Raw genomic sequence first — 13,127 nt, forward strand, 5'->3', positions numbered from 1 at the left:
TAAACATGCGATACCGCCGTCCGCAAACATCGAGTTGCGGACGGATGGTGAAAGTCCACCCGCGTCCCGGTTTCCCGTCGATGCCTGCAAGGCACTGTTCACCGGCGTGTTCGCAGGTGAGGACGGGTTGATGGAACGGCCATTCGGATTTTCATTTCGCATGTCCGAGCTCGCTCACGTCATCGGCCGGGGTCCGGTCCTTCATCGAAAAGAATGAACTCTTATTCCCTCGCATTGACGCGGAGGCGGTGCGGAGAAGAGTGCCCGCCGCCGGAGGCGGGACCGGACGGAGCGAGGGGCGGGCGCGGGGGACCGGTGGGCGGGGACGCCGAAATGTAACGGTGACCGCGAGAGCGGGTCGCGTACGCCCGCTCTTCTGAGAATGTTCTGCCATGGCACAGCAAGCGACGCCGGTGCGCGAGGCCCGGCTGGGGCGGACGCTCGGTCCGGAGGGGTCGGCGGTGGGCGGTGTGGTGCTGCTGCTCCCCGAAGGGGACGAGGTGTCCGGCCGCAGGCCGTCCGCGCTGCTCGCGGCCGCGTCCGTACGCGCGCTGGGGCGCCGGCTGGCACGCGCGGGGCGGGAGGAGGGCCTCGCCGCGCACGTCGTGCACTACCGCTACCGGGGCTGGAACGGCGCCGAGGCGCACCTCGCCCGGGACGCCGACTGGGCCGCCGGCGAGGCCGTACGGCGCTACGGGGACGTGCCGGTCTGCCTCCTCGGCGTCGGCATGGGCGGGCGGGCGGCACTGCGCGCGGCCGGGCACGAGGCCGTCGGCTCCGTACTGGCGATCGCCCCCTGGCTGCCGGAGGAGGACATGGCGGCGGAGCCCGAGCCGGTGAAGCAGCTCGCCGGCCGCCAGGTGCTGATCGTGCACGGCACGAACGACGGACGCAGCGACCCCGAGCTGTCGTTCCGGCTGGCGGCCCGGGCGAAGAAGGCCAACCGTGACGTGTGCCGGTTCGAGGTGCACTCCGACGGGCACGGGCTGCGGCACTACCGGGACGAGGTCGTCGCACTGGCGGAGGACTTCGTGATGGGCGCGCTGTTCGGGCAGCCCTTCTCGCGACCGGTCCGGGACGCGCTGGCCGCGCCGCCGCCGCTGGGGCTGCGGATGCCGCTGGCGGTGGGTTTCGGGAAGTCGCTGCGCCGGTAGGCGGCCGCGTCAGCCGGGAAGCAGGTTGCCCCGCCTCGACAGCAGGAACCTCTTGAACGCCGCCACCGGGGGCGTGTCCGTGCGGCCCGCCAGCCAGGCCACGCCGATCTCGCGGGCCGCGCGCGGCGCCGTGACCGCCAGCTCGGCCACGCCGGGGCGGGGCACGGCCGGCGGGGGCAGGAGCGCGACGCCGAGACCCGCGGCGACCAGGCCGCGCAGCGTCTCCGCCTCCTCGCCCTCGAAGGCCACCCGCGGCCGGAAACCGGCCTGCGCGCACAGGTCGTCGGTGATGCGCCGCAGGCCGTAACCGGGCTCCAGGGTCACGAAGTTCTCGTCGGCCGCCTCGGCGAGGCGGACCCGCCTGCGGCCGGCCAGCCGGTGGTCGGCCGGCACGACGAGGCGCAGTTTCTGCTCGTCCAGGCGGCGGGCGACCAGGTCGGGGGCGTCCGGGACCGGGGAGGTCAGACAGAGGTCGAGGTCACCGGCGCGCAGCCGCTCCAGCATGGCCTCGCCGTAGTTCTGGACGAGGCTGAAGCGGACCCGGGGGTGGTCGGCGCGGAAGGCGTGCAGCAGGCCGGGGACGGTCTCGGCGCCCATGGTGTGCAGGAAGCCGAAGGCGACCTTGCCGGTGGCCGGGTCGGCGTCGGCGCGCACCTCCTCGGCGGCCCGCCCGATCTCGGCGAGGGCGCGCTCCACGGAGCCGAGGAAGCTGTGCCCGGCCGGGGTGAGGGCGAGGGTGCGGCCGCGGCGGACGAACAGGTCCACCCCGAGGTCGGCCTCGAGCCGGGCGAGGGCGCGGGAGAGGGTGGACTGCGGGACGTTCATCTCCTGCGCGGCCCGGGTCACATGCTCGACGCGGGCCACGCCGGCGAAGTACGCGAGGCGTGGCGCGAGCAGCGCGACGATGTCTTCTGTGTCACCGGACGGTGACAGGCACGGCTGTGAGCTCTGCTGATGCACCATGGGAACGATTATGACGATTCCATGCATTGGACGGATGAGTCGCGGGCTCCTTACCTTCGCAGCATGACTCCCGCCGATACCGGGGCGTCCACCACCGTGGACGCCGCTGCATCCGTCTCCCCCGCCGTCTCCTCCTCCGCCGCCGTCCCTCCGGTCGCCGCCGCCGACTCCCGGATGGCACCGGGCGGACCCGGTTACCGCCGGATGAGTCTCGCCCTCTTCCTCGCGGGCGTCGCGACCTTCGCGCTCCTGTACTCCACCCAGGCCCTGCTGCCGCTGATCTCCGGCGACCTCGGGGTGCCGGCGGGCGACGCGAGCTGGACGGTGGCCGCCGCGACGGGCGGCCTCGCCGTGTTCGTCCTGCCGATGAGCGCCCTGTCGGAGCGTTTCGGACGGCGTACGGTCATGACGGCCTCGCTGGCGGTCGCGGTGACCGTCGGACTGCTGGTGCCCTTCGCGCCGTCGCTGCCGGCGCTGGTCGCGCTGCGGGCGGTGCAGGGCGCGGCGCTGGCCGGGCTGCCGGCCTCGGCGACGGCGTACCTCGCGGAGGAGGTGCGGCCGCGGGCGCTGGTCACCGCCATCGGGCTGTTCGTGGCGGGCAACAGCGTCGGCGGGATGAGCGGCCGGGTCATCACCGGCTGGGTCGCGCAGGAGTGGGGCTGGCGGGTCGCCGTCGGGGTGATCGGCCTGGTCGCGGTGGCGTGCGCGGCGGCCTTCCGGATGCTGCTGCCGGCGCCGAAGCACTTCACGCCGGGCTCGCTGCGCCCCCGGGTCCTGGTCCGCACGGTCCGCGACCACCTGGCCGACCCGCTGCTGCGCCGGCTGTACGCGATCGGCGCGCTGTTCATGACGGTGTTCGGCGGCGTGTACACGGTGATCGGCTACCGCCTGACCGAGGCACCGTTCTCGCTGCCGCAGGGCGTCATCGGCTCGATCTTCCTGGTGTACCTGGTCGGTACGGTGTCGGCGTCGACGGCGGGCCGGCTGGTGGGCCGGCTCGGGCGCCGCGGAGCCCTGTACCTGGGCGGCGGCACGACGGCGGCGGGCCTGCTGCTGTCCCTCGCGCCCTCGCTGCCGCTGGTCCTGCTGGGGCTGGTGCTGATCACGGCGGGCTTCTTCGCCGGGCACGCGGTGGCCTCGTCGGCGGTCGGCAGGACGGCCACGCACGGCCGCGCCCAGGCGTCCGCGCTGTACCAGTCCGCCTACTACATCGGCTCCAGCGCGGGCAGCACGGTGGGCGCGCTGGCCTTCCACTCCGGCGGCTGGGCCGGCACGGTCGGGGTCGGGCTGCTGGCGGTGCTGGGCGTCGTGGTGATCACGGGCCTCGGGACGCTGGCGGCGCGCCGCCAGGGTGCGGGCGTCCCGGTACGGGCTCTGAGCGCCGGCCGCTGACCTGCGCTTTTCCCAACTCCCCGGGCCATTGTCAGTCCCCTGCGGTAGCTTCCGAAGTGCGAGGCGCGAAGACGCGCACGACGGGACGCCACAGGGGTGGGTGGACGATGACCAACGGCACCGTGACGCCGGAGCTGGATTCGGCGCTGGAGAAGCACCGGGTCGAACTGACGGGGTACTGCTACCGGATGCTCGGCTCCTCCTTCGAGGCCGAGGACGCGGTGCAGGACACCCTGGTCCGCGCCTGGCGGAGCTACGACAAGTTCGAGGGCCGCTCCAGTCTCCGCTCCTGGCTGTACCGCATCGCGACCAACGTCTGCCTGGACATGCTGACCGCGGGCAACAAGCGGGCCCGCCCGATGGATCTGACGGACGCCACGCCGCTCGCCCAGGCCGCCCTGTCGCCCCGTCCGGACAACACCTGGCTGGAGCCGATGCCGGACGCCCGGGTGCTGCCGACGACGGCCGACCCTGCGGAGGCCGCGGTGGCCAAGGAATCGGTACGGCTCGCCTTCATGGCGGCGCTGCAGCAACTGCCGCCCAAGCAGCGGGCGGTGCTGATCCTGCGCGAGGTGCTGGCGTGGAAGGCCAGCGAGGTCGCCGAGCTGCTCGGCACGTCGGTCGCCTCGGTCAACAGCGCCCTGCAGCGGGCCCGCGCGACCCTCGCCGAGCGGGAGGAGAAGGGCGCCGACGCGGCGGTGTCCGATCCGCTGGACGAGGAGCAGCAGAGACTCCTGGAGCGCTATGTCGCCGCCTTCGAGGGTTACGACATGACCGCGCTGACGGCGCTGCTGCACGAGGACGCCGTCATGACGATGCCGCCGTTCGACCTGTGGCTGGCCGGCCCGGCGGACATCACCGGTTTCATGTCGACGATCGGCGCCTCGTGCGCGGGCTCGCGGCTGGTGCCGGTCCAGGCCAACGGGCTGCCGGCCTTCGCGCACTACAAGCCGGACCCGGAGGCGGGCGGCTTCTCGCCGTGGGCGGTGCAGGTGCTGGAGATCTCAGACGGGCGCATCACCGGGTTCCACTGCTTCCTGGACACCAAGCGGTGGTTCCCCCTGTTCGACCTGCCCCTCCGTCTCGAAGGGGAGGCCGACGAGGTCGAGTAGGGCGCGCAGGGCGGGGTCGGGGCCGCGCAGGCGTATCCGGCCCCCGGCCCGGCGGGCGGTGAGCTGCAGCCGGGCCAGCAGATCGACGACGGCGAGACCGGGCGGTCCCAGCCCGCCGACGTCGCAGACGACCACCCCGGTCCGGGTGGTTCTCAGCAGCGCGCGCACCTCGTCGCAGAGCCTGGGTGTCTCCCCGCGGGAGACAGGCCCCGGCAGCACGAGTACGGCGGGTGTCACGGCATCCACGTGCGGTAGACCGGGGGCACGCCGGGAACTCATCGGTGCGGGGCCCGCCGGGGTCCCGGCCCGCCGAAGACCACGTCGCACCCGGTGCGGAGCGGGCAACCGCTGGACGTGGTGGTGACGCCGGCACCGCCCGCCGCGCAGAACCTGTGCACGTATGCGCCGACGTACGGGGTGGGCGAGCGGCCGGCCTGGGAGGCGGTCCTGGTGTCGGCGGTCGTGCCGGTGCCGGTGGGGCGGCGGCGGTTTCGGGGTGGGTCAGGCCTCGGGGAACTCGCCGGTGTCGATGACCAGGCCGAAGGGGGCGGGGAGGGTGAGGGGATCGCCGAACTTGGCGGCGCTCAGGACCCGGTAGACGTCGCCCTTCGGTTCACCGTAGAGCGTCGCGGTGGGGCCGCCGGGGGCCCAGCGGTCGATGAGGAGGTAGAGCGGGACGCCGGCGGTGGCGTAGGCGGTGGGCTTGCTGATGCGGTCGTGGCGGGCGTTGGACTTGGAGGTGACCTCGACGACGAGCTCCGCGAGGGCGGCGGGGATGTGGGTGTCGGACTCGGTGTGGTCGGGCAGTGGTGCGACCACGAGGTCGGGGATCAGCATCCCGAGGCGGGACGGAACGGCGATCGCCAGTGTCTGGAAAACCTCCCAGTCCTCCGGGATCGCTGAGTACAAGCGACGCTGGATGCGTGCAGCGATCACGTTGTGAGGCAGTCCCGGAGCAGGTGACACGGTGATGATCCCCTCGATGATCTCCACCTTGCTGCCCTCGGGCCATTCCATCTCCTCCCAGAACCGGACGAGGTCGTCCCAGTTCTGGTCGGGCTCCTGGCTCACGGTGAGTGCGCTCATGGCGGTTCTCCCATCGGTGCGTCACCGATCTCAGCATGCCGAACGGGACCGGCAGTGGTCTACCGATCCCGTTCACCCGGATGAGGAAAGCGCAGGTCAGGCGATGCGCTCCAGTACCACCGGCGAGGCGGTGAAGTCCGTGCCGGCCGGGGCGATGTCGTAGGAGCCCGCCACCGCGTCCAGGGCGTACGCGAAGCGGTCCGGGGTGTCGGTGTGGAGGGTCAGGAGGGGCTGGCCCTCGGTGACCGTGTCGCCGGGCTTGGCGTGGAGCTCGACGCCCGCGGCGGCCTGCACCGGGTCCTCCTTGCGGGCGCGGCCCGCGCCCAGGCGCCAGGCGGCGACGCCGATGTCGTAGGCGTCGAGGTGGGTCAGGACGCCGGAGGCGCCGGCCTTGACGACGTGCTGCTCCTTCGAGGTGGGCAGGGGGGCGTCCGGGTCGCCGCCCTGGGCCGCGATCATGCGGCGCCAGACGTCCATCGCGGAGCCGTCGGCGAGGGCCTTCGCCGGATCGGCGTCGGGCAGGCCGGCCGCGTCGAGCATCTCGCGGGCGAGGGAGAGGGTCAGCTCGACCACGTCGGACGGGCCGCCGCCGGCCAGGACCTCGACGGACTCGCGGACCTCCAGGGCGTTGCCCGCGGTGAGACCGAGGGGCGTCGCCATGTCGGTCAGGAGCGCGACGGTCTTCACGCCGTGGTCCGTGCCGAGGCCGACCATCGTGGCGGCCAGCTCGCGGGCGTCCTCGATGGTCTTCATGAAGGCGCCGCTGCCCACCTTCACGTCCAGGACCAGGGACCCGGTGCCCTCCGCGATCTTCTTCGACATGATCGACGAGGCGATGAGCGGGATCGCCTCGACCGTGCCGGTGACGTCGCGGAGCGCGTACAGCTTCTTGTCGGCGGGGGCGAGGCCGTCGCCGGCGGCGCAGATCACCGCGCCGACGCCGTCGAGGACGTTCAGCATCTCCTCGTTGGACAGCAGCGCGCGCCAGCCGGGGATGGACTCCAGCTTGTCCAGGGTGCCGCCGGTGTGGCCGAGGCCCCGGCCGGAGAGCTGCGGGACGGCCGCGCCGCAGGCCGCGACCAGCGGGGCGAGCGGCAGGGTGATCTTGTCGCCGACGCCGCCCGTGGAGTGCTTGTCGGCGGTCGGGCGGGACAGGGACGAGAAGTCCATGCGCTCGCCCGAGGCGATCATCGCGGCCGTCCAGCGGGCGATCTCGTCGCGGTTCATGCCGTTGAGCAGGATGGCCATGGCGAGGGCCGACATCTGCTCGTCGGCCACCTCGCCGCGGGTGTACGCGTCGATGACCCAGTCGATCTGCTCGCCGCTGAGTTCGCCGCGGTCCCGCTTGGTGCGGATGACGGAGATGACGTCCATGGCCATGTCTGGCTTTCCTTACGCGGTCGCGGGGGTTACTTCGTGAGGTGGTCGGGGCCGAAGGCCTGCGGGAGCATCTCCGACAGCGGGAGGATCCCGGCGGGGGTCTCCAGCAGCAGCTCCGGGCCGCCGAACTCGTACAGCAGCTGGCGGCAGCGCCCGCAGGGGACGAGGACCTCGCCCTCGCCGTCGACGCAGACGAAGTGCGTCAGCCGGCCGCCGCCGGTCAGCTGCAGCTGGGAGACGAGGCCGCACTCGGCGCACAGGCCGACGCCGTAGCTGGCGTTCTCCACGTTGCAGCCGGTGACGGTGCGGCCGTCGTCGGCCAGGGCGGCGGCGCCGACCCTGTACCCGGAGTACGGGACGTACGCCCGGGACATCGCGGACCGGGCCGCGCTGCGCAGGGCCTCCCAGTCGGTGCCGGTCACTTGCCCTGTCCCTTCCGGTACGGCATGCCGTCCGCCTTCGGCATCCGCAGGCGCTGCGCGGACAGCGCGAGGACGACGAGGGTGACGACGTACGGGGTGGCGGAGACGACCTGGTTGGGGACCTCGTCGGTGCCGGCGTACCAGGCGAAGACGAGGGCGCCGACGACGAAGGTGACCGCGGCCTTGGCGTACTTCCTGCGGACGGCCAGCCAGATCGCGCCGGCGACCAGCAGCAGCGCGCCGAGCAGCAGCAGGGCGTGGACGTTGGCGGAGCCGCCGCGCAGGTTGAGGCTGTCGGTGTAGCCGAACAGGCCGGCGCCGATGGCGAGGCCGCCGGGCATCCAGTTGCCGAAGATCATCGCGGCGAGGCCGATGTAGCCGCGGCCGCTGGTCTGGCCCTCCAGGTAGAAGGGGTTGGCCACGATGGCCAGGAAGACGCCGCCGAGACCGGCCAGACCGCCGGAGATGATCACGGCGAGGTACTTGTACTTGTAGACGTTGACGCCGAGGGACTCGGCGGCGACCGGGTTCTCGCCGCAGGAGCGCAGGCGCAGACCGAACGGCGTGCGCCACAGGATCCACCAGGTGGCGGGGATCAGGGCGACGGCGATCAGGGTCAGCCAGGAGACGTCGGTGACCAGGCCGCCGAGCAGGCCGGCGATGTCCGAGACGAAGAACCAGTGCTTGTCGTTGAGGGTCTGCAGGCCGTCGGAGAGCCCTGGCACCGTGAAGTGGCCGAGGGAGTCGACCGGCGGGGACTGCTTGGCGGAGCCGCCCTGGTGGCCCTCGAAGGCGAGCGGGGCCAGGTAGCGGGTGGCGCCGAGGGCCAGGATGTTGATGGCCACACCGGAGACGATGTGGTTGACGTTGAAGGTGACGGTGACGATCGCGTGCAGCAGGCCGCCGATCGCGCCGCCGACGATGCCGACGAGGACGCCGGTCCACGGGCCCCACTGGAAGCCGGCCCAGGCGCCGAACCAGGTGCCGAGGATCAGCATGCCCTCGAGGCCGATGTTGACGACGCCCGCGCGCTCGGCCCACAGACCGCCGAGCGCGGCGAGCCCGATGGGCACGGCGAGCTGGAGGGCGGTGGACATCTGGCTGACGTTGGTGATGCCGTTCGCGCCGGTGACGAGGCGGACGATGGAGGTCAGCGCCAGGGCTCCGGCGATGACCAGGAGCAGGACCGGCAGCGGCATGCGGCGGCCGGCCGGCGCGGCGCTCCGCAGCGAGGGCTGGTTGACGTCGGTCGCTGAGGTCGGCGTGGTCATCGGCCAGCCACCTCCTTCTGGGTGTTGTCGGTGGCGCCGAGGACGTGACCGGCGGCCAGTTCCGCGCCGACCCGGCGCTGCTGGCGGCGCAGGCCCCACTCGCGGACGGCCTCGTAGGAGACGACGACGGACAGGACGATCAGGCCCTGCATGATGACCGCGATCTCCTTGTCGTAGCCGTGGAAGTCCAGCTCGGGGCTGGCCTTGTCGAGCCAGGCCCACAGCAGGGCGGCGAAGGCGATGCCGACCGGGCTGTTGCGGCCGAGCAGGGCGATGCCGATGCCGAGGAAGCCGATGCCGGTGGGGAAGTTGAGGCTGTAGGTGTGGGTGTCGCCGAGCAGGATCGGCAGGCCCGCGAGGCCGGCGAGGCCGCCGGAGATGAGCATCGCGGTGAGCACCATCCGCTTGGGGTCGACGCCGCTGGCCGCGGCGGCGGACTCGGAGGCGCCGGAGGCGCGCAGGTCGAAGCCGAAGCGGGTGCGGTTGAGGACGACCCAGTAGCCGACGCCGAGCAGGACGGCGAGGAACACCAGTCCGTAGACCTCGCCGGCGGCGCCCATGTCGAGGCCGGGGATCCAGCCGGACTCGTGCATCTCGCCGGTGGTGTTGTTGTTGCCGATCTTGACGCCGAAGACGTCCGGCAGCCACAGGTAGCCGATGACGGCGGTGGCGATGGCGTTGAGCATGATCGTCGCGACGACCTCGCTGACACCGCGGGTGACCTTGAGGACGCCGGCGATGCCGGACCAGAAGGCGCCGGTGAGGACGGCGGTCAGGAGCAGCAGCGGGATCTGCAGGAACGCCGGGAGGTTCGCGTGGGCGCCGACGATCGCCGCCGTCATGGCGGCGAGCTGGTACTGGCCGTCGACGCCGATGTTGAACAGGTTCATCCGGAAGCCGATGGCGACCGCGAGGGCGGCGATGTAGTACATCGACGCCTGGTTGACGATCAGCACCTGGATGTCGGAGAAACCGGCCTGCTCGAACATGAGGGCGAAGGGCTCGACCGGGTTCTTGCCCGAGGCGATCAGGACGATCGCGCTGAGCACGAAGGCCACGGCGAGCGCGATGACCGGTCCGGCCACCGCGAGGAGCACGCGCTCCTTGTCGAACTTCTTCATCAGCGGGCCTCGTCTTCCGCGGACCCGGGAGCCTCGCGGGTCCCGGGGGTCTCGTCGTGTTCCAGGTGACCGGTCGCGGCGCCGGTCATCGCCGAGCCGAGCTGCTCGGGGGTGATGGACGCGGGGTCGGCGTCCGCGACCAGCCGGCCGTCGTAGATCACCCGCAGGGTGTCGGACAGGCCGATCAGCTCGTCCAGGTCGGCGGAGATCAGCAGCACGGCCAGGCCCTCGCGGCGGGCCTCACGGATGTGGTCCCAGATCGCGGCCTGCGCGCCGACGTCCACACCGCGGGTGGGGTGGGCGGCGATCAGGAAGCGCGGCCGGTGGCTCATCTCGCGGCCGACGATCAGCTTCTGCTGGTTGCCGCCGGACAGGGAGGCCGCGGTGACGTCGATGCCGGGGGTGCGGACGTCGTACGTCTCGACGATGCGCCGGGTGTCCTCCTGCGCGGCCTTCGGGTCCAGCCAGACGCCCTTGGCGTTGGGCTTCTCGGTGACGTGGCCGAGGATGCGGTTCTCCCAGAGGGGGGCCTCCAGGAGCAGCCCGTGGCGGTGGCGGTCCTCGGGGATGTAGCCGACGCCCTGCTCGCGGCGCTTGCGGGTGGGCAGGGAGGTGATGTCCTCGTCGAGGAAGCGGATGGTGCCGGAGTCGGCGTGGCGCAGGCCGATGAGCGCGTCGACCAGCTCGGTCTGGCCGTTGCCCTCGACGCCGGCGATGCCGAGGACCTCGCCGGCGTGGATGGTGAAGGTGATGTCGTCCAGCAGGGCCTTGCCGCCGGGGGCCGCGAGGCGGAGCCTGTCGACGGTGAGGACCGGGCGGTCGGTGACCGTGGACTCGGCGGTCTCGGGGGTGGGCAGCTCGCTGCCGACCATCAGCTCGGCGAGCTGGCGCGGGGTGGTCTCGGACGGGACGGCGGTGCCGACCGTGGTGCCGCGGCGGATGACGGTGATGTCGTCGGCGACGGAGAGGACCTCGCCCAGCTTGTGGGAGATGAAGATGACGGACAGGCCCTCGGCCTTCAGCTCGCGCAGGTTGTCGAAGAGGGCGTCCACCTCCTGCGGCACCAGGACGGCCGTCGGCTCGTCCAGGATCAGTGTGCGGGCGCCGCGGTAGAGGACCTTGAGGATCTCCACGCGCTGGCGGGCGGCGACGCCGAGCTCCTCGACCAGGACGTCGGGGCGGACGTCGAGGCCGTAGCGCTCGGAGATCTCCTTGATCTTCCGGCGGGCCCGGCCGCCGATGCCGTACAGCTTCTCGCTGCCGAGGACCACGTTCTCCAGGACCGTGAGGTTGTCGGCGAGCATGAAGTGCTGGTGGACCATGCCGATGCCGCGGACGATGGCGTCGGCGGGCGAGGAGAAGGAGACCTGCTCGCCGTCGATCGTGATGGTGCCCTCGTCCGGCTTCTGCATGCCGTAGAGGATCTTCATCAGCGTCGACTTGCCGGCGCCGTTCTCGCCGACGAGGGCGTGGACGGTGCCCTTGCGGACGGTGAGGTGGATGTCGTGGTTGGCCACGACACCGGGGAAACGCTTGGTGATCCCGGCGAGTTCGACGGCGGTCACCGATTCGTTGACCGCCGCTCCGGCCGGAGGGCTGCTGGACGCGTTGATGGCGCACACTCCTGGGGACGGGGGTCGTCTACGCGCGTAGCGCCCCTACGGCATCTCGAAACCGCGGCGGCACACCGGCACGACGGGGTACGAGGAGGTGTCCCGCAAGACCCTTCCCGTACCCCGCCGCGCGGCGCGACCGGCGCGGTCACACGCTGTTCGAGGTGGTGCTCAGCTCGGCTCGGTTCAGCTGCTCTTGACCTTGATCTCGCCGCTGACGATCTTCTCCTTGGCCGTCTCGATGGCTGCCTGGAGCTCGGCGTCGTCCGCGAACTTCGGGTTGGAGACCGACAGGCCGACCTCGCCGGACTTCAGATCGCCCTTGACGATACCGGTCTCCGGCTTGCCGTTCTCGACCGACTTCGCGAGGTTGTACACCGCCTTGGCGACGTCCTTGGTCGCCGAAGTCAGGATGTGGTCCTTGTACTTGGCGAGGGCTTCCTGCTTGTACTGGTCGGAGTCGACGCCGATCGCCCAGATCTTGTGGGCCGCGGCGGCCTCGATCACACCCTGGCCGGACAGGCCGGCGGCGGCGTAGACGACGTCGGCCTTCTTCTCGATCTGGCCCTCGGCGGCGGTCTTGCCCTTGTCGGGGCTGTTGAAGCCGCCCTCCTCCGCCGTCTGCGTCAGGTACTGGGACAGGACCTTGACCTTGGGGTCGGTGTCCTTGACGCCCTGCTCGAAGCCGGCCTGGAACTTGTGGATCAGCGGGACGTCCACACCGCCCACGAAGCCGACCGTCTTGGTCCTGGTGCTCTTGGCGGCGGCGACACCGGCGAGGTAGGAGGCCTCCTCCTCGTTGAAGACCAGGTCCGCCACGTTCTTCGCGTTGATCGTGGCGTCGTCCACGATGCCGAAGGTGGTGTCCGGGTACTTCTCGGCGGCGGCCTTCATGGCGGTGGCGTACGCGTAGCCGACGCCGATGACCGGGTTGTAGCCCTGCTTGGCGAGCGACGCCAGGCGCTGCTCCTTGTCGGCGTCGGTCTCGCCCTCGGTGGGCTCGATGTCGGCCGTCTCGTAGCCGAACTCCTTCTTCGCCTGCTCCAGACCGGCGTACGCGGCGTCGTTGAAGGACTGGTCGCCCTTGCCGCCGACGTCGTAGGCGATGGCGAGGCCCTTGTCGCCCTTCGACTCGGACGACCCGGAGGAGGTCGAGGTACCACCGCAGGCGGCGAGGGCGAGGGCCAGGGAGGCGGTCGCTGCGCCTGCGACCGTGATCCGGGTAATCCGGCGCATGTCTGGTGCTCCTGTCGTACAAGCGCCGGGGACGGTTCGGCTACGGCGCTGGCTTCGCCGCAGATTAACGCGCGTAGACCTGCCTGAAAACCCCTTCTGTCCACCTTGTTATGCGCCCGTGAGCAAGGTGACAGGACCGGGGGCGCGGGGCTCGCCGGGTGCTGCCGGGAGGTGGCGGAGGGTGACGTACGGGCCCCGGTGGCGGGGGCGGTGGCGTGGCGCGGGCGTGCGGACGGCGGGGGCGGGTGTGTGACGGGGCGCGACGGGGGCGGGGCAGGGCGCGGAACGCGGGGGGGGGGGGGGGGGGGGGGGGGGGGGGGGGGGGGCGCGCCCCCGGGCGGCCCCCCCCCCCCCGCCGCCCAGGCCACGCGGGCGGA

At 72.0% G+C, this 13,127-nt stretch carries 12 protein-coding genes; 3 read left to right on the plus strand and 9 right to left on the minus strand.

The window, feature by feature from the left end:
- Window positions 1-392 precede the first annotated feature (392 nt).
- Entirely contained in the window at window positions 393-1,154 is a 762-nt protein-coding gene (locus tag ACFYOJ_RS35485) for an alpha/beta hydrolase (RefSeq protein ID WP_356557020.1), read from the plus strand.
- A 9-nt stretch (window positions 1,155-1,163) separates the two neighbouring features.
- Here the strand turns inward: ACFYOJ_RS35485 and ACFYOJ_RS35490 are convergent, their stop codons facing one another.
- A complete protein-coding gene (locus tag ACFYOJ_RS35490) occupies window positions 1,164-2,117 on the minus strand; it encodes a LysR family transcriptional regulator (protein WP_356557019.1) in 954 nt (317 codons plus the stop codon).
- Window positions 2,118-2,180: 63 nt separating this feature from the next.
- Here ACFYOJ_RS35490 and ACFYOJ_RS35495 point away from each other — a divergent pair, with 63 nt between their 5' ends.
- Together ACFYOJ_RS35495 and ACFYOJ_RS35500 are read left to right on the plus strand one after the other, a co-directional pair.
- The gene (locus ACFYOJ_RS35495; protein ID WP_356557018.1) at window positions 2,181-3,509 is read left to right on the plus strand and encodes an MFS transporter; all 1,329 of its coding nucleotides are present in this window, start codon (window positions 2,181-2,183) and stop codon (window positions 3,507-3,509) included.
- A gap of 107 nt (window positions 3,510-3,616) precedes the next feature.
- On the plus strand, window positions 3,617-4,621 hold the full coding sequence (locus ACFYOJ_RS35500) for a sigma-70 family RNA polymerase sigma factor (RefSeq protein ID WP_356557017.1): 1,005 nt from the start codon (window positions 3,617-3,619) through the stop codon (window positions 4,619-4,621).
- On the opposite strand, the gene ACFYOJ_RS35505 is transcribed toward ACFYOJ_RS35500, so the two are convergent.
- From ACFYOJ_RS35505 to ACFYOJ_RS35540, 8 genes are all read right to left on the minus strand, one after another.
- Window positions 4,514-4,900 carry an STAS domain-containing protein gene (locus tag ACFYOJ_RS35505; protein ID WP_356557016.1) on the minus strand — a complete coding sequence of 129 codons (387 nt, stop codon included), beginning with the start codon at window positions 4,898-4,900 and terminating at the stop codon, window positions 4,514-4,516. The two genes, ACFYOJ_RS35500 and ACFYOJ_RS35505, sit on opposite strands and share 108 nt — an antisense overlap.
- Window positions 4,901-5,122: 222 nt before the next feature.
- Window positions 5,123-5,707: a Uma2 family endonuclease gene (locus ACFYOJ_RS35510; protein WP_356557015.1), complete on the minus strand. Its 585-nt coding sequence runs from the start codon at window positions 5,705-5,707 to the stop codon at window positions 5,123-5,125.
- 96 nt (window positions 5,708-5,803) lie between these two features.
- Window positions 5,804-7,087: a thymidine phosphorylase gene (locus tag ACFYOJ_RS35515; protein WP_356557014.1), complete on the minus strand. Its 1,284-nt coding sequence runs from the start codon at window positions 7,085-7,087 to the stop codon at window positions 5,804-5,806.
- A gap of 29 nt (window positions 7,088-7,116) precedes the next feature.
- Window positions 7,117-7,509, minus strand: coding sequence for a cytidine deaminase (locus ACFYOJ_RS35520; protein WP_356557013.1), 393 nt, complete (start codon window positions 7,507-7,509; stop codon window positions 7,117-7,119).
- Window positions 7,506-8,780 (minus strand): ABC transporter permease, encoded by a 1,275-nt coding sequence (locus ACFYOJ_RS35525; protein WP_356557012.1) that lies wholly within the window; start codon window positions 8,778-8,780, stop codon window positions 7,506-7,508. Before ACFYOJ_RS35525 ends, ACFYOJ_RS35520 begins: the two co-directional genes overlap by 4 nt.
- Window positions 8,777-9,901, minus strand: coding sequence for an ABC transporter permease (locus ACFYOJ_RS35530; RefSeq protein WP_356557011.1), 1,125 nt, complete (start codon window positions 9,899-9,901; stop codon window positions 8,777-8,779). Before ACFYOJ_RS35530 ends, ACFYOJ_RS35525 begins: the two co-directional genes overlap by 4 nt.
- Entirely contained in the window at window positions 9,901-11,466 is a 1,566-nt protein-coding gene (locus ACFYOJ_RS35535) for an ABC transporter ATP-binding protein (RefSeq protein ID WP_356557010.1), read from the minus strand. The genes ACFYOJ_RS35530 and ACFYOJ_RS35535 overlap by 1 nt, the downstream gene beginning before the upstream one ends.
- A gap of 234 nt (window positions 11,467-11,700) precedes the next feature.
- Entirely contained in the window at window positions 11,701-12,750 is a 1,050-nt protein-coding gene (locus tag ACFYOJ_RS35540) for a BMP family ABC transporter substrate-binding protein (protein WP_356557009.1), read from the minus strand.
- Window positions 12,751-13,127: the final 377 nt, after the last annotated feature.

Source organism: Streptomyces sp. NPDC006384 (assembly GCF_042870695.1).
GTDB lineage: Bacteria > Actinomycetota > Actinomycetes > Streptomycetales > Streptomycetaceae > Streptomyces.

Coding starts and splice junctions, on each gene's coding strand:
- ACFYOJ_RS35485 (WP_356557020.1), top strand. CDS start 393: ATGGCACAGCAAGCGACGCCGGTGCGCGAGGCCCGGCTGGGGCGGACG.
- ACFYOJ_RS35490 (WP_356557019.1), bottom strand. CDS start 2,117: ATGGTGCATCAGCAGAGCTCACAGCCGTGCCTGTCACCGTCCGGTGAC.
- ACFYOJ_RS35495 (WP_356557018.1), top strand. CDS start 2,181: ATGACTCCCGCCGATACCGGGGCGTCCACCACCGTGGACGCCGCTGCA.
- ACFYOJ_RS35500 (WP_356557017.1), top strand. CDS start 3,617: ATGACCAACGGCACCGTGACGCCGGAGCTGGATTCGGCGCTGGAGAAG.
- ACFYOJ_RS35505 (WP_356557016.1), bottom strand. CDS start 4,900: ATGAGTTCCCGGCGTGCCCCCGGTCTACCGCACGTGGATGCCGTGACA.
- ACFYOJ_RS35510 (WP_356557015.1), bottom strand. CDS start 5,707: ATGAGCGCACTCACCGTGAGCCAGGAGCCCGACCAGAACTGGGACGAC.
- ACFYOJ_RS35515 (WP_356557014.1), bottom strand. CDS start 7,087: ATGGCCATGGACGTCATCTCCGTCATCCGCACCAAGCGGGACCGCGGC.
- ACFYOJ_RS35525 (WP_356557012.1), bottom strand. CDS start 8,780: ATGACCACGCCGACCTCAGCGACCGACGTCAACCAGCCCTCGCTGCGG.
- ACFYOJ_RS35530 (WP_356557011.1), bottom strand. CDS start 9,901: ATGAAGAAGTTCGACAAGGAGCGCGTGCTCCTCGCGGTGGCCGGACCG.
- ACFYOJ_RS35540 (WP_356557009.1), bottom strand. CDS start 12,750: ATGCGCCGGATTACCCGGATCACGGTCGCAGGCGCAGCGACCGCCTCC.